Consider the following 26634-nt stretch of genomic DNA (forward strand, 5'->3'; position numbering starts at 1 on the left):
CACTGCGCGCGCCGTTCCCTGTTGAAATTCCTCCCCTCGCCCGGGAAGATGGCCCCTGTCCGCGCCCACCGCCCTGCCGCCGCCGTCCGCCATGCCCGACCTGACCCTGCACCAGCTCCGCACCCGCCACGTCGGCCCGATCGACCTCCACATTGCCGCCGGCGAATGCGTGTGCATCCGCGGCGCCTCGGGCAGCGGCAAATCGCTGCTGCTGCGCGCGATCGCCGACCTCGATCCGCATCGGGGCGATGTCCGCCTCGACGCCCGGCCCTGCTCGGCGATGCCCGCCCCCGCCTGGCGGCGCCAGGTGGCGCTGGTGATGGCCGAGAGCGCGTGGTGGGCGGAGACGGTCGGCGCCCACTTCAGCGACGGCTGCGACCCCGCCTGGCTGGCCCGCCTCGGCCTGCCCGCGGCGGCGCTCGACTGGGAAGTGGCGCGCTGCTCCACCGGCGAGCGCCAGCGCCTCGCCCTGTTGCGCACGCTGATGCGCCGGCCGGCGGCGCTGCTGCTCGATGAACCCACCGGCAACCTCGACGCCGACAGCACCGCCCGCGTCGAAGCCCTGCTCGACCACTACCGTCGCACACAGGGCGCGGCGCTGCTGTGGATCAGCCACGATCCGCGCCAGGCCGGGCGCGTCGCCCGGCGCTGCTTCGTGCTCGAGGACGGCACCTTGCGTGAGGACAGGCCGGAGGAGGGCACCCGGTGGTGATCGAACTCTCGGCCCTCGACCTGTCGCTCGCCGCGCTGCTGATCCTGGCACTGGCGGGGCTGTCGCTGCGCCTGGGCCTGGGCATCGGGCAGCGCCTGCTGGTGTCGGCCGCGCGCACCACGATCCAGCTGCTGCTGATCGGGCTGGTGCTGAAGCTGCTGTTCGACAATGTCCATTTCCTCTGGGTGGCGGCGATGGCGGCGGTCATGATCACCGCTGCCGGACACGAAGTGATGGCGCGGCAGAAGCGCCGCTTCACCGGCGGATGGGGCTTCGGCCTGGGCACGCTGTCGATGTTCGTATCCTCGTTCACCGTCACCGTGCTGGCGCTGGTGGCGGTGATCGGCACCACCCCCTGGTACGCCCCGCAGTACGCCATCCCGCTGCTCGGCATGGTGCTGGGCAACACCATGAACGGCATCGCCCTCGGGCTCGACCGCCTGACCCAGGACGCCGCCGCGAAGCGCACGGTGCTCGAGACCCGGCTTGCCCTCGGCGAGGACTGGAACGCGGCCATCGCCGATACCCGGCGCGAGGCCATCCGCGTCGGCCTGATCCCGATCATCAATGCCATGGCCGCCGCCGGCATCGTCAGCCTGCCGGGGATGATGACCGGCCAGATCCTCGCCGGCGCGCCGCCGGTGGAGGCGGTCAAGTACCAGATCCTGGTGATGTTCCTGATCGCCGGCGGCACCGGCTTCGGCACCGTGGTCGCGGTCGGTCTCGCCGCCCGCCGCCTGTTCGACGAACGCCAACGCCTGCGCCTGGACCGACTGCGCGCGCCGCAGGATTGAGGCCTCGGGCAAGATCACCACCGCGCGGGTAACGCGGAAGAACGCACGCCGGGCCGCTCAGGGGCGCAACACGAACAGCAGCGCCGACAAGGTCGCCACCGACAGCACGGTGGACAGGAACACCGCCGAGGCCACCGTGGCCTGGCAGACGGCGTAGCGCTGCGCGAACAGGTAGGGCGTGATCCCCGCCGGCAGCGCCGCCAGCACCACCGCGGTCGCCACCCACAGCCGCGGCACGTCGAACACCTGGGTCGCCAGCAGCCACACCAGCAGCGGATGCACCCCCGTCTTCAGCGCCACCAGCAGCGCCGGCTCCTTCAGGTTGCCGCCCAGGCTGTAGCGCGTCAGCGAAGCGCCGAGGGCAAACAACGCGCACGGCGTGGCGGCGCTGCCCAGGCCCTTGGCCACCGCATCCAGCGGCCCGGGAATCTGCAGTCCGGCAAGAGCGAACAGCAGGCCGCACGACAGCCCCCAGATGATCGGCGTGGCGAGCACGCTCCTCGCCAGCTTCGCCAGCATCGCCCCGACCGACTCCTGCCCGCCACGGGCGCCTTCGATCAGCGCGGTGGTCGGCGGCAGCATCAGCAGGCTGTGGCAGGCGATCATCACGAACAGCGGCAGCGCGGCGGAGTCGCCGTAGGCGGTCATCACCAGCGGGATGCCGAGCATGCCGGTGTTGGAGAAGGCGCCGCCGAGGCCGAGCACCGCCTGCTCGTCGAGCCGGCGCGCGAACAGCCAGCGCCCGCCGAGCATCGCCAGCGCGAACACCGCGAACGCGCCCAGGTAGTACGACAGCAGGTAGCCCCAGGGCATCGCCGCGGGCAGCTCGGCCTGGGCGATCGCACGGAACAGCATCAGCGGCAGCGCGAAGTTGAACACGAACAGCGACAGCCCGCGATTGGCGGCCTCGTCGAACACACCGCAGCGCGCCGCGGCGTAGCCGAGGCCGAGGGTGCCGAACACCGGCAGGATGATGCCGAAGATGATGTCCACTGCGGTTTCCTTGCGCGGTGCGGCCGGCGCCGGAGGGCGGACGCCCCCGCACCGCCGGCGCTTCGTGTCGATGGGCCCGGCGGCCAGCCCGGGTCGGAGATGATGGTCCCGTCGCAAGGTCGCATCAAGTCGGAAAAACGCGGATTGCGGGCCGCGCCGGCGGCACCGCAAGCGCATGCGGCGGGGATGGCAGCGTCTGCCTCTGGCAACAGCGACGGCGCGCAGCTGTCCAACTTCGGGCACATGGCCCGGCGCCACGGGGAAGTCACCGGTTTCCCCGGCAGCGGCCTCCGGCGATCCTGGCCTGGCACCCCGATCGTGCAAGATGAACACTCTTCCGGCGCAAGGAGCTTCCATGACCCGCATCGAAACCGACAGCCTCGGCCCCGTCGACGTCCCCGCCGCCGCCTACTGGGGGGCGCAGACCCAGCGCTCGCTGGCCCATTTCGCGATCGGCGAGGAGCGCATGCCGCTCGCCCTGATCCACGGCCTGGCCCTGATCAAGAAGGCCGCCGCCCGCCTCCACGCCCGCAGCGGGGCGCTCCCCGCCGAGTTCGCCGCGCTGATCGGGCAGGCCGCCGACGAGATCCTCGCCGGCCGCCACGACGACCAGTTCCCGCTCGCGGTGTGGCAGACCGGCAGCGGCACGCAAAGCAACATGAACGTCAACGAAGTCATCGCCGGGCGTGCCAACGAGCTCGCCGGGCAGGGCCGCGGCGGCAAATCCCCGGTGCATCCGAACGATCACGTCAATCGCGGCCAGAGCTCGAACGACTGCTTTCCCAGCGCGATGCACATCGCCGCCGCCCGCGCCGTGCACGAAGACCTGCTGCCTGCGGTCACCGAACTGTCGAACGGCCTCGCGCTGCAGGCCGAGCGCCATGCCGGGGTACTCAAGACCGGGCGCACCCACCTGATGGATGCGACCCCGATCACCTTCGGCCAGGAGCTGTCGGCTTTCGTCGCCCAGCTCAACACCGCCGCCCACGCGATCCGCGCCACCCTGCCGGCAGTGTGCGAGCTCGCCCAGGGCGGCACCGCGGTCGGCACCGGGCTCAACGCCCCGCCCGGCTTCGCCGCCGCGATCGCCGCCGAGCTGGCCGCGCTCACCGGCCTGCCGCTGACAAGCGCGCCGAACAAGTTCGCCGCGCTCGCCGGCCACGAGGCGCTGGTCGCGCTCTCGGGCGCCCTGAAAACGCTTGCGGTGGCGCTGATGAAACTCGCCAACGACCTGCGCCTGCTCGGTTCCGGCCCGCGCGCGGGCTTTGCCGAAGTGAAGCTGCCGGCCAACGAGCCGGGCAGCTCGATCATGCCCGGCAAGGTCAACCCGACCCAGTGCGAGGCGCTGTCGATGCTTGCCTGCCAGGTGCTGGGCAACGACGCCACGATCGCCTTCGCCGCCAGCCAGGGGCAGCTCCAGTTGAACGTGTTCAAGCCGGTGATCGCGCACAACCTGCTGCAGTCGATCCGCCTGCTCACCGACGGTTGCCGCAGTTTCCAGCATCACTGCGTGGCCGGCCTCGAAGCGGACCCGGGGCGCATGGCCGAACATCTCGGGCGCAGCCTGATGCTGGTGACCGCGCTCAATCCGCACATCGGATACGACAAGGCGGCGCAGATCGCCAAGAAGGCGTGGGCGGAAGGCACCACGCTGCGCGCCGCGGCGCTCGCGCTCGGCTTCACCACGGCGGAAGAGTTCGACGCCTGGGTGCGCCCCGAGCACATGCTCGGCGGCTGAAAGCTGCATCCGGATGTATCCGGAGGCCGCCGCCCCACCGCCGCCCGGGCGGCAGGCCAGCACCCCGCAGCGCGGCCACGCTCGCCGGTGGGGCGGGGCGCGGCACGCAACATTTCGACACCGCACCGCAGAATCATTTGCCGGCCGGCGTACTCATACTTCCGTATGGAGCGGACACGCGGCACGCGCCGTCCTCCGCTCGGGCAACGATACGGAGGCTGTCATGAAGACCCGAACCCTGATTCCCGCCGCATTGATCGTTCTCGCCACCACCGGCTGCGCCACCTGGGACGGGATGTCCTCGCGTGAAAAAAGCGCGGCGATCGGCGCCGGCGTGGGCGGCGTGGCCGGTGCGGTCGTGACCGACGGCGGCATCCTCGGCACCGTGGGCGGCGCCGCGATCGGCGGTGTCATCGGCGACCAGGTCGGCAAGAAGAAGTAAGCCGGCGCCAGGCCTGGCGCAACCCGGTTTCCCCTGCGTTTCCTGTTCTCCTCTTTCGGGCACAGCGGCCACCCTGGCCGATGTGCCCTTTTCTCATTCGGCGTGGAGCCGGGCGAGAATCGCCTTAGTCATCCGCTGCGCCATCGGGATCGCGATATAGGCCGCCACCGCCGCCATCGGCCAGGCGATGGCGAACGCCTTCAGCCACAGTCCGATGAAGTCCGGACGCAGGCCGAGGTTGATCCAGGTGACGAGTGCGGTCATCAGGAAGGCCATGATGCCGGCCATGATCACCGGCTGGATGTGCTGAGGCTGGAGACGCATTGACGAGTTTTCCGGGGAGCGGGCAGTTCCGCATTATCTCCGATCGGGACGCTCGGACCAGGGCAGCGCCCGCGTTTTCATCACCCGGGACGAATACCGAATCACCCTGGCAAACGCCCCCCGCCTGCGGCCGCGGGCCGGCACGGTGGAAGCGCGCGCCCTCCCCGGCATCTGCCGACCACGCTCAGTGACCGACTAATTCCTTGATAGAATTGCGCTTGTCCCGCCTCGCCCGACTCCGGGCGGGCGGATTTTCTTTTTGCCGACGAAGCCTGATGACCACCACTCCCTATCCGCCCGAACTGCTGCGCGACGTCGAAAAGCGCCGCACCTTCGCCATCATCTCCCACCCCGACGCGGGCAAGACCACGCTCACCGAGAAGCTGCTGCTGTTCGGCGGCGCAATCCAGCTCGCGGGCACGGTGAAGGCGCGCAAATCCGCCCGCCACGCCACTTCCGACTGGATGGAAGTGGAAAAGCAGCGCGGCATCTCGGTGACCAGCTCGGTGATGCAGTTCGAGTACCAGGGGCACACCATCAACCTCCTCGACACCCCCGGCCACGAGGACTTCTCCGAGGACACCTACCGCGTGCTCACCGCGGTGGACGCCGCGGTGATGGTGATCGACGCCGCCAAGGGGGTGGAAGCGCAGACGATCAAGCTGCTCGAAGTCTGCCGCCTGCGCAACACGCCGATCATCACCTTCGTCAACAAGCTCGACCGCGAAGTGCGCGAGCCCTTCGAGCTCCTCGCCGAGATCGAGGACGTGCTCAAGATCGGCTGCGCCCCGGTGACCTGGCCGCTGGGGATGGGCAAGGCCTTCCGCGGCGTCTATCACCTGCTGCAGGATCAGGTGCTGACCTTCGTCCCGGGCGAGGAGCGGCGCAGCGACGCCGAAGTGCTGAAGGGCATCGGCAACGCCGCGCTGGATGAGCGCTTTCCGCTCGAAGTCGGCCAGCTGCGCGACGACGTCGAACTGCTCAACGACGCCTCGCCACCCTTCGACCTCGACGACTTCCTCGCCGGCCGCCAGAGCCCGGTGTTCTTCGGCTCGGGGATCAACAACTTCGGCGTGCAGGAGATCCTGCAGGCGCTGATCGACTGGGCACCGCCACCGCAGGCGCGCATCGCAGGGACGGGCACGACCGGCACGCGCATGGTGCAGCCTGCCGAACCGGCATTCACCGGTTTCGTGTTCAAGATCCAGGCCAACATGGACCCCAAGCACCGCGACCGCATCGCCTTCTTCCGCATCTGCTCGGGGCGCTACAGCTCGGGGATGAAGGTGCGCCACGTGCGCGCCGGGCGCGACATGAAGCTCGCCAACGCGCTGACCTTCATGGCCAACGAGCGCGTGATCATGGAGGACGGCGTCGCCGGCGACATCATCGGCATCCACAACCACGGCCAGCTGCAGATCGGCGACACCCTCACCGAAGGCGAGGCGCTCGGCTTCAAGGGCATCCCCTACTTCTCGCCGGAACTGTTCCGCGCCGCGCGCCTGCGCGACCCGCTCAAATCCAAGCAGTTGCAGAAAGGCCTGCAGGAGCTCGGCGAGGAGGGCGCGATCCAGGTCTTCGAGCTCGAAGGCGGCCAGCTCCTGCTCGGCGCCGTGGGCGTGCTGCAGTTCGAGATCGTCGCCCAGCGCCTCAAGGACGAGTACAAGGTCGATGCGATCTTCGAGTCCGCCGACATCCACACCGCGCGCTGGCTGACCTTCCCCGACGACACCACCCGGCGCAACTTCGAATACGAGCAGGCCCTGCGCCTGGGCAAGGACATCGACGGCAACCCGGTGTACCTCGCCACCAGCCGCTACAACCTGGAAGTGACGGCAGAGAAGTGGCCGAAGGTGAGCTTCCACGCCACGCGCGAGCACGGGCAGGTGCTGGGCTGAACCACAGCGGCAGGGGGCGGGCTCAGACGCCGCCCGTTCGATCCGCCGCCGTATCGCCGTCGGCGGCGGTCTCCACCCAGTAGGTCTGCTTGTGCCCGTGCGCCGCGAAGGCGCGCGCGGCCGCTTCCGCCTCGTCCCGGCGTGCGAACGCCGCCACCACGAAGCGGTTGCCGTTGTCGTCGAGCCGCCACAGCACCCAGCGCAAAGTCTCTTCCATGGCGTTCACCACCCTCCGGCCGTCCCCATGGCTGGTGATCGAAGCCTGCCGAAAGGAAAGACCCGAAGTCCGCCCGGCGGGCCGCTTCACTGCCCGCTGACGATGCCCTCGACCACTTTCTTGCCTTCGGAATAGAGCGCGACCTGGCCGTCCTCGAACTCCACGTTCATGCAGCCGGTGTTGCCCTTGAGCTTGCCGTCGAGCCATTCGCGGCAGTAGCGGGCCTGGTCGTCGACCCACCAGCGCGCCTTCGCGCCGGTGCTGTCGGTGAGCGTGCCGTCGCTGCCGAACTTCAGCGTGTACGCCGCTTCGGTGCGCAGATAGACGCCGATGAAAGTGGCGCCGGTGAGCAGCTTTTCGACCTCGGCCTTGTCGGTGATGAAGTTCTGCGCCAGGGCGCTGCCGGATGCGGCAGCGAAGGCGAGGGCGGCGAGGAGGGGGCGTGCGGTTTTCTGCATCGGTATCTTCCTGGTTACGGATCGTTTTCGGTTCGTATTTGTGCGAAAAGCCGGTGAGAGCGCTCAGCCGCGCACGCCCAGCTTGCCGACCAGGCCGCGCAGGGTTTCGTGCAGGTCGGCGGGCATCACCACCACCTTGGCGCTGCCGGACTCGCCCAGTTTTTCCAGCGCGGCGATGTATTTCTCGCCGAGCAGGTACATCATCGGGCCGGCCTCCTCGCCGATGCTGGCGGTGACGCGGCGGATCGACTCGGCCGAAGCTTCGGCCAGCATCACCTGCGCGCTGGCATCGCGCTTGGCCGATTCGAGGCGCGCCTCGGCCTCGAGGATCGCCGCCTGCTTGGCGCCTTCGGCCTTGGTCACCGCGGCCTTGCGCTCGCGCTCGGCGGCGGCCTGCAGCTCCATCGCCTTTTGCATCGACGGCGAGGGCTTGATGTCCTGGATCTCCACCGATTTCACCGTCAGCCCCCAGTCCACCGCCTCGTCGGCGATGCTCTCGCGCAGCCGGGCCTTGATCTTGTCGCGCGAGGACAAGGCCTCGTCGAGTTCCATCTCGCCGACGATCGAGCGCAAGGTCGTCATGATCAGGTTGCGGATCGCTTCGGAAAAGTCGGTCACCCCATACACCGCCTTGACCGGGTCGGTGACTTTGACGAAGGCGATCGCGTTGGTCAGGATCACCGCGTTGTCGCGGGTGATCACTTCCTGTTCCTGGACGTCGAGGATGATGTCCTTGGTCACCAGCTTGTAGGCGACGTTGTCGAGATAGGGGATCAGGATGTTGAGCCCCGGGCGCAGGGTGGCGTGGTACTTGCCGAGACGCTCGACCACCCATTCTTCGCCCTGCGCCACCAGGCGCACCCCCTTGGCGATGGTGATGACGACGAAAATCAGCACTGCAACGGCAATCGCCAGGCCTTCGGTCATGACCGCTCCCCCGCTTCGTGATTGTTCAGGCCTTCGCCACCTTGACGAAGCTGCCTTCGACGCTGACCACACGCACGCGCTCGCCGGCGGCGATCGCACTCTCGGCCACACAAACCCATTCCTCGGCGCCCAGCACCGGGCGCTGGAAGCGCACCCGGCCGCGCTCGAAGGGCGCCACCGCGCTCACCAGCAGCCCCACTTCACCGATCACCTCGCCACCCGCGGTGCCCACCAGGGTCTTGTGCTGCGAGCGCTTGAAGACCCGGAACCACAGCACCGTCATCGCCACCGAAGCGGCGACCCAGGTCGAAATCTGCGCCGTCAACGACAGGTCGGCCTGCACCAGCAGCACCAACCCGACCAGCATTGCGCCGAAACCGAACCAGAGGACGAAGAACGTCGGCACCACCAGTTCCAGCAGCACCAGCGCCAGGCCGGCGATCTCCCAGTGCCACCATTCGATGATCAGGGTGTTTTCCATGGCGGCACTGTAGCGCAGCTTTGTCCTGCCGTGGTTTCAAAAGGCATACGGCCTGCCGCCAGATGGGCCACGACCCGGTGGACAAGCTGTGACTCGGGGGAGGGCAAAATTGTGAACAAGTCGTGAAAACGCCCTGGACCCTTTTTCCATCAACAAACCATCCCGCCTTTCCCGCGCTTCTGTCCATCCTCTTGTACAGCGGACAAGATGTTGTTTATCAAAAACAAAAATGTGTTATCCACAGAAACGGGCAGTGCATTGTCTTTATAGTCTTTTAAAAGATTTAAAAACCCTATAACAAACCAGAACAGACGAAACGGCCTGTGGCATGTCCCCAGGCCGTTTCACTACCAGGCCAACGCTCAGAAAGGAGGATCGTCCGCAGTCGCCAGTGCAGGCGCGGGATCAGGCGTGGAAACGGAACTGGCTTCGCCACCGATCTCGCCGCCCAGAGCGTCCACCACGGCAGGCAACAGATGCGACAGTTCGCCGGTCATCAGGGCGAACTCGGCGTTGAACAGGGCTTCGGCGTCGTCCTTGTCGGCCTCGCCGAGCTGGTCGCGGACGATGTCGAGGAAATCCAGGCGCTTGATCTCGAGCTTTTCGGTGAGCACGAAGCTGATCCGGTCGTCGAACGTCAGCGCCAGCCGGGTCGGCAGCTTGCCGGCTTCGAGATGGCCCTTGACCTCGTCGCCTTCCAGCGGATGGCGCACGTAGCGCACCGCGGCCTTGTCCTCGGCGATCGAGCGCAGTTCGCAATCCTGGTCGATGGTGAAGCCGGCCGGTGCTTCGCCGCCGGCGAGCCAGTCGGCCATCGCCGACATCGGCGAGCGTTCGGTGCGCAGCAGGGCGAGCGGGAAGTGGTCGAGGCTGTGGCGCAGCTGCTCGATCAGATCCTCGGCCTTGCTCTGGCTGGCGGCATCGACCACCAGCCAGCCATTCACCGGGTCGATCCAGGCGAACAGGCGGCGACGGCGGGTGAACGCGCGCGGCAGCAGCTCCTGGGTGATCTGCTCGCGCAGCTCCTTCATCTGCTTGCGCCCGAGCTTGTAGCCCTGCTGCTCGGCGAGTTCCTCGGCGCGCTCGTCGGCTTCCTGCTTGACCACGGCAGACGGCAGCAAACGGTGCTCGAAGCCAAGCGTGACCAGCCACTGGCCGCCGACCGCATGGACCAGCGCTTCATTGCCCAGCGGCGACAGCCAGCCGCGGCTTTCCATGTCCTGGCTGGCGCAGGGATGGAAGGGCTTCTTCGCCAGCTGCGCCTCGAACTGCTCGAGGGTGATGCCCCAATTTGCGGGAAGGCGGTAAATCTGCAAGTTCTTGAACCACATCGGCGTGTCATTCCTGTTGGGCTGAGGGGAAGGGAAAGGAAAGCGAAACGGTGTGCGCCGGCACCGGGACCAGCCGTGCGCAGGGGGCACGCACGGCTGCGCTGCGCCCACTGCGGTGCAGGCGCGGCAGGGCGCGCGGACGGGCTTACTGCTGCAGGCCGCCGGATTCGGCGATCATGCGGATGACGCGCACGGTATCGACGTCGGACTGGTGATAGGCCGCACGCACGAACTCGGCATAGCGCCCATCCTCGCCGCCTTCGGGTAGCGTCGTGTGATAGCAAAAGCGCAGGAAAAGCGCGCCTTGCTCGGGTTCCTCGATGCTGATCGTCAGGCTGCCGCCGGCGTGTTCGGGCGTCGCTTCGGACTCGAAGCAGATCCATCGCAAGGCCTCGAAGGTGACCCGGTCGCGGATCACGGCGTGGCCGAAGTGCAGGTTGCGGACCATGGTGTTGTCGCTGCGTTCGACGATGCGGCAGTCTTCGAGACCGGGGAGGAAGGCCCGCGCATCCTCGGCCCGGCACAGCAGGCCAAACCAAAGCTCTTCGCGCGTCAGCAGGGTCTGCAGGGGATTGGCGAGGTCATTGACCTCGATCAGGTGCTCGAATTTCAAATCCATCTCCGGAATGCCCCGGGGCCACGGTGCCGTGCCATGCGCCGCTCTGCGCCGAAGGAAGCCGGCAAATCCGGGGCGGATGGCGCTTCCCCGACGACGGGCAGGGCCGCAGTTTACCCCGCGCCGGGCCAAAGCCGGGATAACATGCGCGCCATGCAACTCGAACGACTTCTCCATGCTCAGGGCTTCGGCAGCCGCAAGGAATGCCGCGCCCTGATCCGCAGCGGCTGCGTCAGCGTGGCCGGCACCGTGTGCGATACACCCCATGCCGAATTCGACCCCGGCGGCAGCGATGGTTCGCCCGGACTCGAATTCAGCGTCGATGACAAGGTCTGGCGTTTCCGCGCCCAAGCCTATATCGCGCTGCACAAGCCGGCAGGCTACGAATGCTCGCATAAGCCCACCTTCCACCCTTCGGTGTTCACCCTGCTGCCGGCGCAGCTGCTGGGACGCGGCGTGCAATGCATCGGCAGGCTGGACCAGGACACCACCGGGCTGCTGCTGCTGTCGGACGACGGTCAGTTCATCCACCAGTGGAGCTCGGGCAAGAAGCGCACCCCCAAGGTCTATGAGGTGGCGCTGAAGCATGCGGTGGACGAAGCCTTCGTCGCCACCCTGCTGGCCGGTGTCCAACTCCACGACGAACCGGCACCGATCGCCGCCGCCGCCTGTGTGCTCACCAGCCCGACGAGCTTGCGGCTGACGATCTGCGAAGGCAAGTACCATCAGGTCAAACGCATGATCGGGGCCGCCGGCAACCGCGTCGAAGCCCTCCACCGCAGCTGCGTCGGCGGCCTGGCGCTGGATCCCGAGCTCGCGCCCGGGCAATGGCGCTGGCTGGACGCAGCCGATTTGTGCCGGCTCACGGATTACGCGCGCGACGCTACCTGAAGCGCCGGTTCAGAACCGCATTTCGAGGTTGGCCCCGACCGCCCAGCGCTGCTCGCGTTCGGGGTCTTCATCGCCCTTGGGCCAGAAATGGCCGGCGATCAGTTCGCCGATCAGCCAGTCCCGATACACCGGTTGCTGCCATTTGACGCGCACGCCGTACTCCCTGAGCCTGTCCCGCATCCCGGTTTCGCCGGTTGCGATGAGCTCGCCCGAGAGCACGCGCTGATCGCCGAATTGCCTGAACAGGCCGAGGCTGCTCGACCAGGCGAAGCCGTCGGTTTCCTTGGTGATCGTGGCTGCGTTCTGCCAGTGCAACGCCAGCGCCGGAGTGAAGGCGTGCTCGTAGTTCAACGACGTGGTCGAGCCGAAGTGCTCCTTGACCGTCCAGAACACCGTTTCCCTGAACTCGATCCGGTCCTGTACCGACAGGGCCCACTGCTTGCGCAGGCGGGCCTGGGCATAGACCTTGTAGCCGCCGCGCACCCCCGCACGCAGGTCGATATTCCGGCGCAAGGCGTAGCCGAGCCCGATGAAGCCGCTCTGATCCTCTTTGCGCCGTTCTTCCAGTAGCTGCTGCTCGCGGGTGAAGGTTTCCGGCTGGTCGGTGACCAGTTCGCGCTCGTTCTGGCGGCCAAGGAAGATGTAGGCCTTCTCGCGCAGGTTGGGCAGATCGAAGCGGGCGCGCAGGCGCACGTTGGTGTCCCAGCCTTCGTCCTGGCGCCAGAGCAGGCGCAGCCCCAGCCGGCCGTGGGTCACTTCGCCGCCGTCTTCGAAGGGGCGGTCGCCGAACCAGTCATTCACCGTTTCCCCCAGCCACACCGTCAAGCCGCGCACTTTCGTCCGGGTCTGCTCGAGCACGCCGGTTTCCTGTGCGGCTTCATTTTCGCGGGGGGTCGTAGTCGCTGGGGGAGACAGGCCGAGCTGGGCGACTGCGGATCCGGTGGGAACGAGAAGCAGGAAAAGGCAAGGAATAGCGTGTCGTGGCGTCACGATGATGTCCCCAAAGCGCTGAGATTACCGACCGCCGCCGTCCGGCGCGATCCGGTACGCCAGCGCGGTCCTGCCTGTCGAAGAGCCTCTGCCGCGCATTCTACGCTTTCGGAATGAGCTCGGGTTTGCTGCGGTTGGTGTGGCTGCGCGCTTCGTTGGCTCATGTTTTGTTCTTCTGTTTTTCTATTAATTTAAATAACAAAGAAGTAAACAGTCGGCGAAAATCTGTGGATAAGTCGGCTGCGCCCTTTCCGCGACCACGTTTGAGCTATGGAACAAGAGGTTGGTAAGGCACTTCGTCCCGTGTGCGTGAAATGTCGATGCTTTTTTCCGGTTTGCGAATTTGCCCGCTTGTCCACATGCTCTCCAGCCTCTCTTCCCAGGATTGCTCACCGAAATGATGCCTTTGCCCGAAAATTCCCGGCCGCGCTGGGAAATCTTCTGCCGGGTTGTGGATAACTTTGGGGATATCGGTGTCTGCTGGCGGCTGGCCTGTGATCTGGCGCTGCGCCAGGAGAGGCCGGTCCGGCTCTGGGTTGATGACTGGTCGGTGCTCGGGCGCATCTGCCCGCCGGCGCGGGTGCTCGATCCGGAGCGTGGCGGCGTGGTCGCGGGTGTGGAGCTGCGCCACTGGGGCGAGCCTTTTCCCGTGCTCGTGCCCGGCGAAATCGTCATCGAGGCCTTCGCCTGCGAGCTGCCGGAGGCGCATCTGCAGGCGATGGCGCGCCAGGCCCGGCGGCCGGTGTGGATCAACCTCGAATACCTGTCGGCGGAGGACTGGGTGGCGGGCTGCCACGGCCTCGCTTCGCCCCATCCGCGCCTGCCCCTGGTGAAGCATTTTTTCTTTCCCGGCTTCGATACGGACAGCGGCGGACTGCTGCGCGAAGCCGGCCTGCTAGCGCGGCGCGATGCCTTCGTTGGCGATCCTGCGCGATGTTCGGCGTGGCGGGCAGGGCGCGGGCCGGTGGCGGCGGACAGCCTGTGGGTGTCGCTGTTCGCCTACGAGCAGCCCGGCCTGGCGGCGCTGATCGGCGCCTGGCAGGGCGGGAGCCGGGCGGTCGAGCTGCTGGTGCCGGAGTCGCGCGTGCTCGGCGACCTGGCGCGTGCGCTCGGTGTCGACGCGCTGCGGGCGGGCGATCGCCTGCAGCACGGCCGCCTGGGGGTGCAGGTGCTGCCATTTACCGACCAGGCCGGCTACGACCAGCTGCTGTGGGGGTGCGATCTGAATTTCGTCCGTGGCGAGGATTCCTTCGTGCGTGCGCAGTGGGCGGCGAAACCCTTCGTCTGGCAGATTTACCCGCAGTCCGGGGCGGCGCATCGCGACAAGCTCGATGCCTTCCTCGGCCGCTATCTGGCCGGCGTCGCGCCCGCGCCGGCCGCGGCCCTGGTCGCCCTGTGGCAGGCCTGGAACGGCTTCGGTGCCAGTGCTGCCGCGCTGGCGCAGGCCTGGCCGGCGTTTTCCGAGGCCTTGCCGGCGCTCGATGCGCATGCGCGCCACTGGTGCGGGCGCCTGGCGGCCGGCGAAGATCTCGTTACACGCTTGACAAGATTCTGTTCCCACATCGAGGCCGCCGCGAGGTAGAATCGCGCGCTTGAATTTTCAAGCACGTGCGGCCCGGGGGTCGCGCCGCTCATCTCAGGAAACAGCATGAAAACCGCTCAGGAACTCCGCTCGGGCAACGTCATCATGGTCGGCAGCGACCCGCTGGTGGTGCAGAAGGCCGAATACAACAAATCCGGCCGCAACTCCGCGGTCGTCAAGATGAAGCTCAAGAACCTGCTCACCGGCGCGCCGTCCGAGTCGGTGTACAAGGCCGACGACAAGTTCGAAGTCGTCGTCCTCGAGCGCAAGGAAGTCACCTACTCCTACTTCGCCGACCCGATGTACGTGTTCATGGACGCCGACTACGAGCAGTACGAAGTCGAAGCCGACAACATGACCGATGCGCTCAAGTACCTCGAAGACGGCCTGCAGTGCGAAGTGGTGTTCTACAACGGCAAGGCGATCTCGGTCGAACTGCCCAACAGCGTGGTGCGCGAAGTCGTCTATACCGAACCCGCGGTCAAGGGCGACACTTCGGGCAAGGTCTTGAAGCCGGCCAGGATCTCGACCGGTTTCGAGCTGCCGGTGCCGGCCTTCGTCGAAATCGGCGACAAGATCGAAATCGACACCCGCACCGACGAGTACAAGAACCGCGTCAAGTAAGCGCTGCCGTTCCGCCGCCAAAAGGGCCCGCGTGGCCCTTTTACTTTTGGGCGTGGCGAACCGCTCATGTCCGGCGCTGTCTTCCTGGGCACGATGCCATCGATGCCGATCAACCCTCCGAGCGTTCTGCCATGAAGCCCCTGATTCTCGCTCTTGCCGTTCCGGCCAGCATCCTCCTCGCCGCCTGCGCTCCCGACACCCCGGCGGAGAAGGCGGAACAGTCGGCGACGGAAGCGGCCGCGGCGGCGCGCGAGGCGCTCGACAAGGCCGGCGAGGCGGTGAAGAAGCTGGGTGAGGCGGGCACCGCAGCTGCCCAGGCGGTGCTCGAGTCTGCCGCGGACAGGGTGAAGGAAGGCGCGGAAGCGGCCGATCAGGCCGCGCGCGAGGACGCCGATGTCACCGCTGCGGTCTCCGATGCGGGCGCGCGCGACGCCAAGGAAGCCGCCGAAGCCGCCGCCCAGCGCATCGTCGAAGCGACCCGCGGCGCGGCGCAGAAGCTGAAGGAGGTGAGCCAGGAGGCGATCGAGAGCGTCCGCCAGCGTGGTGACCCTGCCGTGCCTGTCGAAGAGGCCGCCGCCAAACCTGTGACCGAGCCGGCCGCCGCCACTGCCAAGTGAGCCGGCCATGCCTCGAGCTGCCAGCCCGGACGTGATGCTGCGGCTGCTGATCCTGCTGTGGCTGGCGTTTCTGCCCGCGCTGCAGGCCGCCGCGGAGGAGCCGCCTGCAGCCGCCGACGCCCCGGTGCTTCAGGTGTTCGTGCGCGAGGGCTGCCCGCACTGTGCCGATGCCAAGGTTTTTCTCTCCCGGCTCGGCCAGACGCACCCCGACATCCGGATCGTCTATCGCGCGGTCGATCGCGACCCGGCGGCGCGTGACGAACTGGTCGAAATCAGCCGCGAGGCGGGCGTCTGGCCGCCGGGGGTGCCGACTTTCGTTTTCGACAAGCAGGTACGGGTCGGTTTCGATGATGGCGAACATGCCGGGCGTGAGCTTGTTGCATTGCTCGGAGCGCCAGTGAAACCGCGCGATGCGGTCGAATTCCCGATATTCGGAACGCTCCGCGCCGGCGAGCTCGGGCTGCCGGTGTTTACCCTTGCGCTCGGCCTGATCGACGGCTTCAATCCGTGCGCGATGTGGGTGCTGCTGTTCCTGCTGGCGCTGCTGGTACGGCTGCAGGACCGGCGGCGGATGGCGCTGGTGGCCGGCACCTTCGTCCTCGCGAGCGGCGCGGTCTACTACGCCTTCATGGCGGCGTGGCTCAACCTGTTCCTCTTCGTCGGCATGACCGAGGCGCTGCGCATCGGCCTTGCCATGCTGGCCTTGCTGGTCGGCGCGATCAACGTCAAGGACTTCTTCGCCTTCCGCCGCGGGGTGTCGCTGTCGATTCCCGAAGCGGCCAGGCCCGGTCTCTATGCGCGGGCAAGGGCGATCCTGAAGGCGGAATCGCTGTCCGCTTCGCTCGCTGCGGTGGCGGTGCTCGCGGTGGTGGTCAATTTCGTCGAGCTGTTGTGCACCGCCGGTCTGCCCGCGATCTATACCGCGGTGCTGGCCCGGCATGAACTGCCGCCGCTCGCGCACTACGGCTACCTCGGCCTCTACATCCTCGGCTACATCGCCGACGATGCGCTGATGGTCGGCACCGCGGTGCTGGCGCTGGGCAGCGGCAAGCTCGACGAACGCGGCGGGCGGCGGCTCAAGCTGCTGTCGGGTGCGGTGATGCTGGTACTCGGCCTGGTGATGCTGCTGCGCCCGCAGTGGCTGGTGTAGGCGGCCGACTTCGTTGCGGAAATGGCCCTGCGCCAGCCCCCGGCTTCAGGGGTTGCCCGCGTCGTTCCCTGCATCCATCTCGCGCGCGGCGCGCAGGTCCCGATACACCGCCGCACGCATGATCAGCATCGACACCACCGGCGCGGTCATCAGCACGAAGCCGCTGATCAGCAGTTCGTGGATCACGAGGCGTGACTGGGTCACGGTGAAGTACAGCATCGACGCCACCAGGATGCAGCCGGCGCCGAGCGCGATCGTGATCGCCGGGCCGTGGATGCGCTGGTAGAAGCTGTGCAGCCGCGCCAGGCCGAGCGTGCCGATGACGGTGATCAGGCCGCCCAGCACCAGCAGGAAAGCGACCGGGACTGCCGCCCACCAAGGCAGGGATTCGGCGCCGTTCACTGGTCGTCCCCCCGGTCGCTGCGCGGCCTCCTCCCCGAGGGAGGCGGACGCTTTCCTTCGGACGGCCGTGCGGATGCGCTCATTCGATCACCTCCCCGCGCATCAGGAACTTGGCGAGCGCGATCGTGGACACGAAGCCGAGCAAGGCGATGATCAGCGCCGCTTCGAAATAGATCTGGCTGCCGTGGCGGATGCCCAGCAGCAGCGCCAGCACCATCACGCACATCCACAGCGTGTCGAGCGCCAGCACGCGGTCCTGCGCGGACGGGCCGATCATCAGGCGCAGCGTGCACAGCAGCATCGCCAGCACCACGCAGGCGAGTGCGAAATAAATCGCCGCCGAGAGCAGCGTCGCCGTCGTCATGTCCGGTCTCCTCGGGTGTCGGGCGTCTCGAACACCTCGATGATGGGCTGTTCGTAACGCGTCTTGATGGTATCCACCCACCACGCCTCGTCGTGCAGGTCGAAGACGTGGAGCAGCAGTTCGTAGCGCTCGGGGAGGATCTCCACCCACACCGTGCCGGGGGTCGAATTGATCAGGCAGGACAGCAGCGCCAGGCCGTGGGGGCTCTTCAGCTCGAGCGGCACGCGGATGAACTGCGAGTTCACGTCGGCCGAGCGGCGCAGCAGGATGATCTGGGTGACGTTGAAGCAGGAGCGCACGATCTCGATCGCCGCCATCCACAGCAGCCGGGCCAGCGCCAGCGGGCGGCGGATGCGCGCATGGCCATGCGGCTGCAGCGGGCGCGCGAGCAGTGGCGCGACGATGCCGAGCACGGCGCCGAGCAGCCAGTGCGCCGGTTCCGCGCTCTGGTTGAGCAGCAGCCACATCAGCAGCAGCGTCAGCGACAGCAGCGGTGAAGGCAGCCAGCGTCTCATCGCCCCCCCTCGGCGGCGGGAAGCCGCTGCACGGCGGGCTCGCCGAGCACGCGCAGGGCGTAGTCGGCGCCGCGCAGCAGCCCCTCGGTGGTGCGCCCGAGGTATTCGAACACCGTGCCCGCCTGCACCGTCAGCAGCACGCACAGCATCACCAGCGCGCCCACCGGCACCGCCTCGGAAAACTGCAGGCGCGGCGGCGTGACCACGCCCGCGGCCCAGAAGGTGCGCACCCCCAGGCGCATCAGCGCGATGATCGCCGCCAGCCCGCCGACCACCATCAGCGCGATCAGCAGCCAGGTCATTGCCGGCACCTTGTCCGATGATGCGGCGAGCATCGCGTGGAAGAGGCTGAACTTGGCGACGAAGCCCGCCAGCGGCGGCATCCCGGCGATCACCAGGGCGCAGGCGGCGAAGCTCAGGCCGAGGAAGGCGAGGGTGCCGGGAATGCCGACCCCGACCGGATCCTCGGGCTTGTCCTCGATCGCGAAGGCCTCCATCGTGATCGCCAGCAGTGCCGCACCGGGCGGGCGGATGCGCTCGGTGAGCTCGATCAGCAGCATGAACGCCGCCATCGCCAGCGTCGAGCCGAGCAGGTAGTACAGCCCCGAAGCCAGCACCGCGCTGCCCGAATGGCCGATCACCGCGAGCAGCGTGCCCGAGGACACGATCGCACCGTAGCCCGCCATGCGCCCGCCGTCCTGGCTCGCGAGCATGCCGATCGCACCGAACAGCAGGGTCGCCATGCCGCCGACCGTCAGCGCGGCAAAACCGAAGCCGCCGAGCGCACCGGCCTGATCGCCGAACACCGCCAGCCACACCCGCAGCACCGCATATACGCCGACCTTGGTCATCAGCACCAGCATCGCCCCCACCGGTGCCGAGGCCGAGGCGTAGGTGGTGGGCAGCCAGAAGCCGAGCGGCCACATCGCGCCCTTGGTCAGGAAGGCGAGCGCCAGCGCCACCGCGCCGATCTGCAGCAGCCAGGCGTCCTGCGCCCCGAGCAGGGCCACCCGGGCGCCGAGGTCGGCGATGTTGAGCGTGCCGGTGGCGGCGTAGATCAGCGCCACCCCGATCAGGAACAGCAGCGAAGCCACCAGGTTCACCGCGATGTACTGCATGCCGGCCTGGATGCGACGCAGGTTGTAGCCGTGCAGCACGAGGCCGTAGGAGGCCGCCAGCATCACCTCGAAGAAGACGAAGAGGTTGAACAGGTCGTGGGTCAGGAAGGCGCCGTTGAGCCCCATCAGCAGGAACTGGAAGAACGGATGGAAGCTCACCCCGACGCGGTCCCAGCGCCGCGCCGAGAACACCAGCACGGCGAGCGCAATCGTCGCGGTGAGCACCAGCATCAGCGCCGAGAGGCGGTCGGCCACCAGCGCGATGCCGAACGGCGCCGCCCAGTTGGCGGCCAGATACACGCCGATGCCGCCCGGCCAGTGCCCGCCATCGGCCAGCACCAGCAGCGCGAGCGCGGCCACCCACAGCAGCACCCCGCTCGCCAGGCCGAGGGCGAACTTGAGCCCGTGGCGCTTCTGATTGATCGGGATCATCAGCGCCCCCACCACCAGCGGCAGCAGCACGGGGACGATGATGAGGTGGTTCACCCAGGGCAACACGCTCATTGCCGCGGCTCCTCGCCATCGACGTGGTCGCTGCCCGACAGGCCGCGTGCGCCGATCATCATCACCAGGTAGAGCGCGGTGGTGGCGAAGCCGATCACGATCGCGGTCAGCACCAGGCCCTGCGGCAGCGGGTCGGCGAACTGCGCCGGGTCGATGCCGGGGGCGGGCGTGATCGGGGGTTTGTCCACCCACAGCCGCCCCATCGCGAAAATGAACAGATTGACCGCGTAGGACATCAGCAGCAGCCCGGTGATGAACTGGAACGTGCGCGGGCGCAGGATCAGCCAGATCCCCGCGCCGAACACCACGCCGACGGCGATCGCAAACACCGCTTCCATCAAGTCCTCCCCCCGTCCGCCGCCACTTCCTCGCCGGGCTGGCGATGCGCGCGCAGCGACTGGTGGGCGAGCGCCACCAGCATCAGCATCGTGGTCCCGACCACCGCCGCGAACACGCCGAGGTCGAACACGAAGGCGCTCGGCAGGTGCAGCTCGCCCACCAGCGGCCAGTCCACATGGGCGGTGTGGGTGGTGAGGAAGGGATGGCCGAACCACCAGGCACCGAGGCCGGTGGCGCACGCCAGCAGCAGGCCGAAGCCGAGCCAGCGGTGCGGGCGCAGGTGCACGTGGCTCTCGACCCATACCGTGCCGGCGAGCATGTACTGGACGAGGATCGCCACCGCGAAGATCAGGCCGGCGACGAAGCCGCCACCGGGCAGGTTGTGGCCGCGCATGAAGAAATACACCGCGATCACCCCCATGAAGGGCAGCAGCAGGCGCAGATAGATGCCCGCCACCAGCAGGTAGCCGCCGTTGGCCTGCTCGGCGGGGCTCTGCCCGCTCGCCGGATCGGCCTCGAAGCGCTGCTGCGGTGGGATGCCCGCGCTCTCGGGCGCCGGGCGGAAGCGGCGCAGCAGGGCATAGACGGTGAGCGCGACGATCGCGAGCACGGTGATCTCGCCCAGGGTATCGAAACTGCGGAAGTCCACCAGCAGCACGTTCACCACATTGCTGCCCCCGCCGCCGCCGAGGGCGTTGAGGAGGAAGAAGTCGGCGATCGTGTCCGAGGCCGGGTGCACCAGCACCGCGTAGGTCAGCGCCGCCAGCGCGCCCCCGCCGCCGAGCGCGAGCGCGAGGTCGCGCGCACGGCGCGCCCACACCCGCCACAGCGGCTGGACCGGGCCGGCGATCGACTCGAGCCGCGGCGGCAGCCAGCGCAGGCCGAGCAGGATCAGCACCGTGGTCACCGTCTCCACCATCAGCTGGGTCAGCGCCAGATCGGGCGCCGACAGCCACAGGAAGGTCGCGGCGGTGACGATGCCGGTGCCGCCGACCAGCGTGAGCGCGGCGAGGCGGTGGTATTTCGCCATCCACGCCCCGGCCACCGCGCAGCCTGCGCCGATCGCCCAGACCCCGGCGAAGAGCGGGTCGAAGTCCTGCCGCGGGATCGCGGTCCACGCCGGCGGCGCGCCGGCGAGCAAGGGCGGGACGAGCAGCAGCAGCCCCATCATCAGCAGCAGCTGCGGCTGCAGCCGGCGCGTGCCGACGCGATGCAGCAGCCACTCCGCACCGCGGGTGAGTTGCAGCATGGTGGTCTCGTAAGCCTGGGCGCCGTTCAAGCGGTGGATCAGCGGCACGCGCTCGCGCTGCGCGAGGTCGAAGTGGCGGCGCAGCACCGCGTAGAGCAGCACCCCGCCGACGAGCGCGCCCACGCTCATCAGCAGCGGCAGGTTCACGCCGTGCCACACCGCCAGGTCGTAGGCCGGTGTCGCCTCGCCCAGGGTCGCCACCACCGCGAGGTGCAGCAGCGGCCCGATGCTGACCCCGGGGGCAATGCCGACGACGAGGCAGGCCAGCACCAGCAGTTCGACCGGAAAACGCATCCAGCGCGGCGGTTCGTGCGGCTCGCGCGGCAGGCCCTGGGCCGGCGCGCCGAAGAACACCGAGATGAAGCGCAGCGAGTAGGCGACGCTGAACATGCCCATCGCCACCGCGGCGTACGACATCCACCAGTTGTGATCGCCGCCGACGTGCAGCGTCTCGGCGAAGAACATCTCCTTGGACAGGAAGCCGTTCAGCAGCGGCACCCCCGCCATCGCCGCGCTGGCGACGATCGCCAGGGTCGCGGTCACCGGCAGCCGGTGGCGCAGGCCGCGCAGCAGGCGCAGGTCGCGGGTGCCCGATTCGTGGTCGATGATGCCCGCGGCCATGAACAGCGAGGCCTTGAAGGTGGCGTGGTTGAGGATGTGGAAGATCGCGGCGACGATCGCCAGCGGCGTGCCGATGCCGATCAGCACGGTGATCAGGCCGAGGTGGCTGATCGTCGAATACGCCAGCAGGCCCTTGAGGTCGTGCTGGAAGATGGCGACGAAGGCGCCGATCAGCAGGGTGCACACCCCCGCGCCGCCGATGATCCAGGTCCATTCCGGGGTGCCCGCGAGCGCCGGCCACAGGCGCACGAGGAGGAACACCCCGGCCTTCACCATCGTCGCCGAGTGCAGGTAGGACGACACCGGAGTGGGCGCCGCCATCGCGTGCGGCAGCCAGAAGTGGAAGGGAAACTGGGCGCTCTTGGTCAGCGCGCCGAGCGCGATCAGCACCAGCGCGGGCCGGTAGAGCTCGTGAGCGCGGATGGTGTCACCGGCGGCGAGCACCGTATCGAGGTCGTAGCTGCCGACGATGTGGCCGAGCACCAGCACCCCGGCGAGCAGGCACAGGCCGCCGCTCGCCGTCACCGTGAACGCCATGCGCGCGCCGCGGCGGGCGTCGGCGCGGTGGTGCCAGTAGCCGATCAGCAGGAAGGAAGTGAGGCTGGTGAGTTCCCAGAACACCACCAGCTGCACCAGGTTGCCCGACAGCACCACCCCCAGCATCGAGCCCATGAAGGCGAGCAGGAAGGCGAAGAAGCGCGGCACCGGATCTTCCGGCGACATGTAATAGCGCGCGTAGAGAACCACCAGCAGCCCGATCGCCAGCACCAGCATGGCGAACACCCACGCCAGGCCATCGACCCGTAGCACGAAGTGCAGCCCGTTCGCCGGCAGCCAGGCGAACTCCGCGCGCACGACCTCGCCGCCGACGATCTGCGGCAACAGCATGCCGACGATCGCCATCCCGCCCACCGCCACCGCGATCGCCAGCCAGGACTCGTGGTTGCGGGCGTCCTGCGGCATCAGGGCCGCGGCCAGACTGCCGAGGAAGGGAAGAAAAATGAGGGCGGCGAGCAGCATCGAAAAGGGATCGAACGGCAGGTCGGTTCGGGCGTGGTGGAGAGGTCGGGGGGTGCTGCGGCAGACCCCGGTGCGATGCGGAATTTATCACAGCAAGTTCAATACCAGATTTTCCGGATGTTTGGCCGCGTGCGGCTGGATGCGCGCGGTGGCTGATCGACGAGGCACGACGGTCAAACGAAGGTAGTGGTAGATTGTCGGCCGGTGCGGCCACTCAGGGTGACCTCCGCCTGATCGCCAACGGCAGCTACTGAGCACTCAGCCCGACCTCACACACTCGGCCACGACCCGCCGTTCGGCTCGCAGGCAGATCGGCCGCTCGGGTGGCCGCTCTGCCCAGAAACCGGCCGTCCGATCGACGCGATCAACTCAGACTCCACGCACGGAAGCACTTGGCTGAACTGTAGTCAAACCAGCAAGGTGCATCCGAACCAGGCGATCCATCCACCCGGCGCCAAGTGTCGAAACACCCTTTTGCCCACGCTCGTTTCCGAGTGTTGCCGAATTGCCGGATCGACCCGACTCCTGTATAAACCGGCCACAGATCGCGAAAGGTTCTCCGCCTTCCCGAACCCGACCCGACATGACCTTTCTTCTCGCCACCCCCATCTTCACGAAAAAGATCGCCCGCGCACTGGCGAGAGTGCTGATCGGGCTGCTGATGCTCTCGCATGCCCTGTTCGCGTTCTCAAGCGCAACATCCCTGTCGCACGCCCCCTTGCGTGCGACTACCCACTCGCATGCCGGAGCGACCACGGATCAATACGATCATGGCCATAGCCATGATGACTTTGAGGACGAGGGCGGCCCCCACCAACACGGTCACAACGCGGCTGATCACAGCCATGACAAGCCGAACGTGCCACCCACGCACGCGATAGGTGTTCCGCCGCTTTCGAATCAGTGGATCGCCGAAGAGCGTCGACCCGCCTATCCCGCGCCCTGCGCCACGCTCGAGCGCCCGCCAAAACGTCTCCTGATCGTTTGACCTGTCGAGTCCCGCGCGTGAAGCGCCGGACTCACCCAGCAAACTTCATTGGAAGACTCTCATGACGCATTCCTTCCCCAGCCGGGGGCGGGCAGCCGTGCTGCCACGCGCCCGGACGATGCTGCACGCTTTCACTGGCGTGCTGCTCTACTTGTTCCTGACCGCTTTTGCGCACGCCCATGGCGTGGCCGAGGGCGACAAGGGCTACATCCAGGAGATCTCGGGCACGCACCTGCTGCCCTTCACCTACCTTGGCGCCAAGCACATGGTCACCGGTTACGATCATCTGCTGTTCCTCGCCGGGGTGATCTTCTTCCTCTACAAGCTCAAGGACATCGCGCTCTACGTCAGCCTGTTCGCGATCGGGCACTCGGTCACCATGCTGTACGGCGTCTATGCCGGGGTGAACGTCAATGCCTACCTGATCGACGCGATCATCGGCCTATCGGTCGTCTACAAGGCGCTCGACAACCTGGGCGCCTTCCAGCGCTGGTTCGGCGTGCAGCCGAACACCAAGGCGGCGACCCTGGTCTTCGGTCTGTTCCACGGCTTCGGCCTCGCGGCCAAGATCCAGGAGTTCGAGATCGCTCGCGATGGCCTGCTGCCCAACCTGCTAGCGTTCAACGTCGGCGTGGAGATCGGCCAGTTGCTCGCGCTCGGCGCGATCCTGATCGCGATGGGCTTCTGGCGCCGTACGGCCGGCTTCTTCCAGCACGCCTATACCGCCAACGTCGCCATGATGTGCGCCGGGTTCATGCTGATCGGCTATCAGCTCACCGGCCTCTTCGTATCCTGAGACTCCTGGAGTTATCGACCATGTACAACACTGACCTCCCCAAGCGCGCCGACTTGCCGAGCACCGGCAATCTGCTGCGCTCGACCGCCCTGGCTGCCCTGATTGCTGGCGGACTGCTCGTCACCACCGTGCTGCCCGCCGAGTACGGCATCGACCCCACGGGCATCGGCCGCGCACTCGGTCTGACGCCGATGGGCGAAATCAAGATGTCGCTGGCGGCTGAGGCTCGCGCAGAAGAGCGCGTTGCTACGGAAACGGCGCCTTCACAGCCCGTAGCCGTCGCACCTGCGGCTCGTGCCGAAGCGGCGCCTGCGCCGGTCGCGGTGGCCGCTCCAACGCCCACAGCGGTCGCGCCCGAGCCCGCCGCCGGACGCAAGGACACGGTGACTGTGACGCTCAAGCCCGGCCAGGGCGCCGAAGTCAAACTGACGATGAACAAGGACAGCCGTGTCCGCTATGAGTGGGCGAGCGCCGGTGGCCCGGTGAACTTCGACACCCATGGCGACCCCTACGACGCGCCGAAAAACTTCTATCACGGCTACGGCAAGGGGCGTAACGAGCTCGGCAACCAGGGCGACCTGGTTGCCGCGTTCGATGGCAAGCACGGCTGGTTCTGGCGGAACCGCTCCGGCTTCGACGTCACGGTCACGCTCAAGATCCAAGGCGATTACACCAAAATCGAGCGCGTGCTGTAAGCGCAGCGCCCCCATCCCGCCGGGGTGGGGGCGCTTCCGATCATTCTGGCCACACCGGTCTGGCAAGGGCAATGAACAACATCTACGTGATCCATGCGTTGCTCGCGGCGGCCTTGTTCGGCGCGAGCACCCCGTTCGCCAAGCTGCTGGTCGGCGAGATGTCGCCGTGGTTGCTGGCCGGCTTGCTCTACCTTGGCAGCGGGCTCGGGCTGGCTGCGTCGCGTCTGATCCGCGATCGCAGCTGGACGCCCTCCGGCCTGGCCGAGGGGGAATGGCGGTGGCTGCTGGGGGCGATCTTCTTCGGCGGCGTGCTCGGCCCCCTCGCGCTGATGTTCGGTCTCACGCGCACAAGTGCCGCGACCGCGTCGCTGCTGCTCAACCTTGAAGCGGTACTGACCGCCGCAATTGCGTGGGTCGTGTTCAGGGAGAACACCGACCGCCGCATCGTGCTCGGCATGCTCGCGATCGTGGCCGGAGGTGTCGTGCTGTCCTGGTCGGGTGGTGAAGAGGGCGCGAACGATTGGATCGGTCCGCTAGCCATCGCCGCTGGCTGTCTGTGCTGGGCAATCGACAACAACCTGACGCGGCGCGTGTCGGCATCGGATGCGCTCTTCATCGCGGCCACGAAGGGTGCAGTGGCGGGCACGGTCAACGTCGGGCTGGCGTTTGCGCTCGGCGCGAGCCTGCCGGACGGCGCGGTCCTGCTCGGCACCATGGTCGTCGGGTTGTTCGGCTATGGCATCAGCCTGGTGCTCTTTGTGCTTGCGCTGCGCGGACTGGGCACGGCGCGTACCGGCGCCTACTTCTCGACCGCGCCCTTCATCGGTGCGGCCGTGTCGCTGGTCCTGCTCGGCGAGTCGACCTCGAGCGCATTCTGGATTGCGGCAGCCCTGATGGGCTGGGGGGTGTGGCTACACCTCACCGAGCACCACGAGCACACGCATGAGCCGATGGAGCATGGCCATCGGCACACCCATGACGAACACCACCAGCACGAACACGACTTCGCCTGGAACAGTGACGAGCCACATGAGCATTGGCACCGCCACAAGGGGCTGGCCCACAAGCACCCGCACTTTCCAGACATCCACCATCGGCACTCACATTGATTGAACGAAGCACCAATTTCGCGTCCCCAACATGTCATGCGAGGTGACGGCTTCACTCGGTTACTTGCCGTTCGCACCACGAAGTGCCCGACGGCTGGATTGGCTCGGTAGGGTGAGCTGGAGATTTCG

The 26634-nt window shown here is 67.6% G+C and carries 29 protein-coding genes; 14 read left to right on the top strand and 15 right to left on the bottom strand.

The genetic code is table 11. The annotated features are described in order from the left end of the window. Positions 1-91: 91 nt before the first annotated feature. Both Tchl_RS00185 and Tchl_RS00190 read left to right on the top strand, forming a co-directional pair. Complete coding sequence (locus Tchl_RS00185; RefSeq protein WP_075146621.1) at positions 92-712, top strand: ABC transporter ATP-binding protein; 621 nt, start codon at positions 92-94, stop codon at positions 710-712. Further along, positions 706-1506, top strand: coding sequence for an ABC transporter permease (locus Tchl_RS00190; protein ID WP_075146622.1), 801 nt, complete (start codon positions 706-708; stop codon positions 1504-1506). Before Tchl_RS00185 ends, Tchl_RS00190 begins: the two co-directional genes overlap by 7 nt. A 57-nt stretch (positions 1507-1563) precedes the next feature. Here the strand turns inward: Tchl_RS00190 and Tchl_RS00195 are convergent, their stop codons facing one another. Further along, positions 1564-2499, bottom strand: coding sequence for an AEC family transporter (locus Tchl_RS00195; protein WP_075146623.1), 936 nt, complete (start codon positions 2497-2499; stop codon positions 1564-1566). A gap of 355 nt (positions 2500-2854) precedes the next feature. On the opposite strand from Tchl_RS00195, the gene Tchl_RS00200 reads away from it, so the two are divergent. After that, a complete protein-coding gene (locus Tchl_RS00200) occupies positions 2855-4237 on the top strand; it encodes a class II fumarate hydratase (protein ID WP_075146624.1) in 1383 nt (460 codons plus the stop codon). Between the two features lie 223 nt (positions 4238-4460). After that, positions 4461-4679 (top strand): glycine zipper 2TM domain-containing protein, encoded by a 219-nt coding sequence (locus Tchl_RS00205; RefSeq protein WP_075146625.1) that lies wholly within the window; start codon positions 4461-4463, stop codon positions 4677-4679. 93 nt (positions 4680-4772) lie between these two features. Here the strand turns inward: Tchl_RS00205 and Tchl_RS00210 are convergent, their stop codons facing one another. Further along, positions 4773-5003 (bottom strand): DUF2798 domain-containing protein, encoded by a 231-nt coding sequence (locus tag Tchl_RS00210; protein WP_075146626.1) that lies wholly within the window; start codon positions 5001-5003, stop codon positions 4773-4775. 275 nt (positions 5004-5278) lie between these two features. On the opposite strand from Tchl_RS00210, the gene Tchl_RS00215 reads away from it, so the two are divergent. Then, a complete protein-coding gene (locus tag Tchl_RS00215; RefSeq protein WP_075146627.1) occupies positions 5279-6901 on the top strand; it encodes a peptide chain release factor 3 in 1623 nt (540 codons plus the stop codon). A gap of 22 nt (positions 6902-6923) precedes the next feature. Here the strand turns inward: Tchl_RS00215 and Tchl_RS00220 are convergent, their stop codons facing one another. From Tchl_RS00220 to Tchl_RS00245, 6 genes are all read right to left on the bottom strand, one after another. After that, the gene (locus Tchl_RS00220) at positions 6924-7118 is read right to left on the bottom strand and encodes a hypothetical protein (RefSeq protein WP_075146628.1); all 195 of its coding nucleotides are present in this window, start codon (positions 7116-7118) and stop codon (positions 6924-6926) included. Positions 7119-7204: 86 nt separating this feature from the next. Then, a complete protein-coding gene (locus tag Tchl_RS00225; protein ID WP_075146629.1) occupies positions 7205-7576 on the bottom strand; it encodes a hypothetical protein in 372 nt (123 codons plus the stop codon). Positions 7577-7639: 63 nt separating this feature from the next. Continuing rightward, complete coding sequence (locus Tchl_RS00230) at positions 7640-8503, bottom strand: SPFH domain-containing protein (protein WP_075146630.1); 864 nt, start codon at positions 8501-8503, stop codon at positions 7640-7642. Between the two features lie 25 nt (positions 8504-8528). Beyond that, the gene (locus tag Tchl_RS00235) at positions 8529-8984 is read right to left on the bottom strand and encodes an NfeD family protein (protein WP_075146631.1); all 456 of its coding nucleotides are present in this window, start codon (positions 8982-8984) and stop codon (positions 8529-8531) included. Between the two features lie 362 nt (positions 8985-9346). Continuing rightward, entirely contained in the window at positions 9347-10315 is a 969-nt protein-coding gene (locus Tchl_RS00240) for a recombination-associated protein RdgC (RefSeq protein ID WP_075146632.1), read from the bottom strand. 145 nt (positions 10316-10460) lie between these two features. Next, a complete protein-coding gene (locus Tchl_RS00245) occupies positions 10461-10928 on the bottom strand; it encodes an SRPBCC family protein (protein WP_075149505.1) in 468 nt (155 codons plus the stop codon). Between the two features lie 147 nt (positions 10929-11075). Here Tchl_RS00245 and Tchl_RS00250 point away from each other — a divergent pair, with 147 nt between their 5' ends. Continuing rightward, the gene (locus tag Tchl_RS00250) at positions 11076-11822 is read left to right on the top strand and encodes a 16S rRNA pseudouridine(516) synthase (protein WP_075146633.1); all 747 of its coding nucleotides are present in this window, start codon (positions 11076-11078) and stop codon (positions 11820-11822) included. Positions 11823-11831: 9 nt separating this feature from the next. Here Tchl_RS00250 and Tchl_RS00255 read toward each other — a convergent pair whose 3' ends face one another. After that, positions 11832-12680, bottom strand: a complete 849-nt coding sequence (locus tag Tchl_RS00255) for a hypothetical protein (protein WP_232311626.1) — start codon at positions 12678-12680, stop codon at positions 11832-11834. Positions 12681-13209: 529 nt separating this feature from the next. Here Tchl_RS00255 and earP point away from each other — a divergent pair. The 4 genes from earP (at position 13210) to Tchl_RS00275 (ending at position 16785) form a co-directional block, all read left to right on the top strand. Beyond that, complete coding sequence (gene earP / locus Tchl_RS00260) at positions 13210-14394, top strand: elongation factor P maturation arginine rhamnosyltransferase EarP (protein ID WP_075146634.1); 1185 nt, start codon at positions 13210-13212, stop codon at positions 14392-14394. Positions 14395-14460: 66 nt separating this feature from the next. After that, positions 14461-15018 (top strand): elongation factor P, encoded by a 558-nt coding sequence (gene efp, locus Tchl_RS00265; protein WP_075146635.1) that lies wholly within the window; start codon positions 14461-14463, stop codon positions 15016-15018. 131 nt (positions 15019-15149) lie between these two features. Then, positions 15150-15635, top strand: coding sequence for a hypothetical protein (locus Tchl_RS00270; RefSeq protein WP_075146636.1), 486 nt, complete (start codon positions 15150-15152; stop codon positions 15633-15635). Positions 15636-15642: 7 nt separating this feature from the next. Continuing rightward, positions 15643-16785, top strand: coding sequence for a glutaredoxin family protein (locus tag Tchl_RS00275; RefSeq protein ID WP_083945068.1), 1143 nt, complete (start codon positions 15643-15645; stop codon positions 16783-16785). Between the two features lie 45 nt (positions 16786-16830). Here the strand turns inward: Tchl_RS00275 and mnhG are convergent, their stop codons facing one another. The 6 genes from mnhG to Tchl_RS00305 form a co-directional block, all read right to left on the bottom strand. Then, positions 16831-17187 (bottom strand): monovalent cation/H(+) antiporter subunit G, encoded by a 357-nt coding sequence (gene mnhG, locus Tchl_RS00280; RefSeq protein WP_075146637.1) that lies wholly within the window; start codon positions 17185-17187, stop codon positions 16831-16833. Between the two features lie 79 nt (positions 17188-17266). Next, complete coding sequence (locus Tchl_RS00285; protein WP_075146638.1) at positions 17267-17551, bottom strand: K+/H+ antiporter subunit F; 285 nt, start codon at positions 17549-17551, stop codon at positions 17267-17269. After that, the gene (locus tag Tchl_RS00290; RefSeq protein ID WP_075146639.1) at positions 17548-18066 is read right to left on the bottom strand and encodes a Na+/H+ antiporter subunit E; all 519 of its coding nucleotides are present in this window, start codon (positions 18064-18066) and stop codon (positions 17548-17550) included. Before Tchl_RS00290 ends, Tchl_RS00285 begins: the two co-directional genes overlap by 4 nt. Next, positions 18063-19688, bottom strand: a complete 1626-nt coding sequence (locus Tchl_RS00295) for a monovalent cation/H+ antiporter subunit D (protein WP_075146640.1) — start codon at positions 19686-19688, stop codon at positions 18063-18065. The genes Tchl_RS00290 and Tchl_RS00295 overlap by 4 nt, the downstream gene beginning before the upstream one ends. Next, the gene (locus Tchl_RS00300) at positions 19685-20026 is read right to left on the bottom strand and encodes a Na+/H+ antiporter subunit C (protein ID WP_075146641.1); all 342 of its coding nucleotides are present in this window, start codon (positions 20024-20026) and stop codon (positions 19685-19687) included. The genes Tchl_RS00295 and Tchl_RS00300 overlap by 4 nt, the downstream gene beginning before the upstream one ends. Further along, a complete protein-coding gene (locus Tchl_RS00305; RefSeq protein ID WP_075146642.1) occupies positions 20026-22917 on the bottom strand; it encodes a monovalent cation/H+ antiporter subunit A in 2892 nt (963 codons plus the stop codon). The genes Tchl_RS00300 and Tchl_RS00305 overlap by 1 nt, the downstream gene beginning before the upstream one ends. A gap of 583 nt (positions 22918-23500) precedes the next feature. Between Tchl_RS00305 and Tchl_RS00310 the strand changes: the two genes are divergently transcribed. From Tchl_RS00310 to Tchl_RS00325, 4 genes are all read left to right on the top strand, one after another. Continuing rightward, positions 23501-23905, top strand: a complete 405-nt coding sequence (locus Tchl_RS00310) for a hypothetical protein (protein WP_075146643.1) — start codon at positions 23501-23503, stop codon at positions 23903-23905. A gap of 61 nt (positions 23906-23966) precedes the next feature. Beyond that, positions 23967-24701, top strand: coding sequence for a HupE/UreJ family protein (locus tag Tchl_RS00315; protein ID WP_075146644.1), 735 nt, complete (start codon positions 23967-23969; stop codon positions 24699-24701). 20 nt (positions 24702-24721) lie between these two features. After that, entirely contained in the window at positions 24722-25396 is a 675-nt protein-coding gene (locus tag Tchl_RS00320; protein ID WP_075146645.1) for a transmembrane anchor protein, read from the top strand. 71 nt (positions 25397-25467) lie between these two features. After that, the gene (locus Tchl_RS00325) at positions 25468-26505 is read left to right on the top strand and encodes a DMT family transporter (RefSeq protein ID WP_075146646.1); all 1038 of its coding nucleotides are present in this window, start codon (positions 25468-25470) and stop codon (positions 26503-26505) included. Positions 26506-26634 lie beyond the last annotated feature (129 nt).

The sequence above is a fragment of the Thauera chlorobenzoica genome (assembly GCF_001922305.1).
Taxonomy (GTDB): Bacteria; Pseudomonadota; Gammaproteobacteria; order Burkholderiales; family Rhodocyclaceae; genus Thauera; species Thauera chlorobenzoica.

Excerpts from the sequence above, each read along its gene's own strand:
- Tchl_RS00310 (WP_075146643.1), top strand. The coding sequence starts at position 23,501 with ATGACCTTTCTTCTCGCCACCCCCATCTTCACGAAAAAGATCGCCCGC.
- Tchl_RS00325 (WP_075146646.1), top strand. The coding sequence starts at position 25,468 with ATGAACAACATCTACGTGATCCATGCGTTGCTCGCGGCGGCCTTGTTC.
- Tchl_RS00205 (WP_075146625.1), top strand. The coding sequence starts at position 4,461 with ATGAAGACCCGAACCCTGATTCCCGCCGCATTGATCGTTCTCGCCACC.
- Tchl_RS00290 (WP_075146639.1), bottom strand. The coding sequence starts at position 18,066 with ATGAGACGCTGGCTGCCTTCACCGCTGCTGTCGCTGACGCTGCTGCTG.
- Tchl_RS00240 (WP_075146632.1), bottom strand. The coding sequence starts at position 10,315 with ATGTGGTTCAAGAACTTGCAGATTTACCGCCTTCCCGCAAATTGGGGC.
- Tchl_RS00320 (WP_075146645.1), top strand. The coding sequence starts at position 24,722 with ATGTACAACACTGACCTCCCCAAGCGCGCCGACTTGCCGAGCACCGGC.
- Tchl_RS00305 (WP_075146642.1), bottom strand. The coding sequence starts at position 22,917 with ATGCTGCTCGCCGCCCTCATTTTTCTTCCCTTCCTCGGCAGTCTGGCC.
- Tchl_RS00225 (WP_075146629.1), bottom strand. The coding sequence starts at position 7,576 with ATGCAGAAAACCGCACGCCCCCTCCTCGCCGCCCTCGCCTTCGCTGCC.
- Tchl_RS00250 (WP_075146633.1), top strand. The coding sequence starts at position 11,076 with ATGCGCGCCATGCAACTCGAACGACTTCTCCATGCTCAGGGCTTCGGC.
- Tchl_RS00220 (WP_075146628.1), bottom strand. The coding sequence starts at position 7,118 with ATGGAAGAGACTTTGCGCTGGGTGCTGTGGCGGCTCGACGACAACGGC.
- Tchl_RS00200 (WP_075146624.1), top strand. The coding sequence starts at position 2,855 with ATGACCCGCATCGAAACCGACAGCCTCGGCCCCGTCGACGTCCCCGCC.
- Tchl_RS00285 (WP_075146638.1), bottom strand. The coding sequence starts at position 17,551 with ATGACGACGGCGACGCTGCTCTCGGCGGCGATTTATTTCGCACTCGCC.
- Tchl_RS00300 (WP_075146641.1), bottom strand. The coding sequence starts at position 20,026 with ATGGAAGCGGTGTTTGCGATCGCCGTCGGCGTGGTGTTCGGCGCGGGG.
- Tchl_RS00215 (WP_075146627.1), top strand. The coding sequence starts at position 5,279 with ATGACCACCACTCCCTATCCGCCCGAACTGCTGCGCGACGTCGAAAAG.
- efp (WP_075146635.1), top strand. The coding sequence starts at position 14,461 with ATGAAAACCGCTCAGGAACTCCGCTCGGGCAACGTCATCATGGTCGGC.
- Tchl_RS00235 (WP_075146631.1), bottom strand. The coding sequence starts at position 8,984 with ATGGAAAACACCCTGATCATCGAATGGTGGCACTGGGAGATCGCCGGC.
- Tchl_RS00210 (WP_075146626.1), bottom strand. The coding sequence starts at position 5,003 with ATGCGTCTCCAGCCTCAGCACATCCAGCCGGTGATCATGGCCGGCATC.
- Tchl_RS00275 (WP_083945068.1), top strand. The coding sequence starts at position 15,643 with ATGCCTCGAGCTGCCAGCCCGGACGTGATGCTGCGGCTGCTGATCCTG.
- Tchl_RS00295 (WP_075146640.1), bottom strand. The coding sequence starts at position 19,688 with ATGAGCGTGTTGCCCTGGGTGAACCACCTCATCATCGTCCCCGTGCTG.
- Tchl_RS00185 (WP_075146621.1), top strand. The coding sequence starts at position 92 with ATGCCCGACCTGACCCTGCACCAGCTCCGCACCCGCCACGTCGGCCCG.
- Tchl_RS00270 (WP_075146636.1), top strand. The coding sequence starts at position 15,150 with ATGAAGCCCCTGATTCTCGCTCTTGCCGTTCCGGCCAGCATCCTCCTC.
- Tchl_RS00315 (WP_075146644.1), top strand. The coding sequence starts at position 23,967 with ATGACGCATTCCTTCCCCAGCCGGGGGCGGGCAGCCGTGCTGCCACGC.
- Tchl_RS00230 (WP_075146630.1), bottom strand. The coding sequence starts at position 8,503 with ATGACCGAAGGCCTGGCGATTGCCGTTGCAGTGCTGATTTTCGTCGTC.
- earP (WP_075146634.1), top strand. The coding sequence starts at position 13,210 with ATGATGCCTTTGCCCGAAAATTCCCGGCCGCGCTGGGAAATCTTCTGC.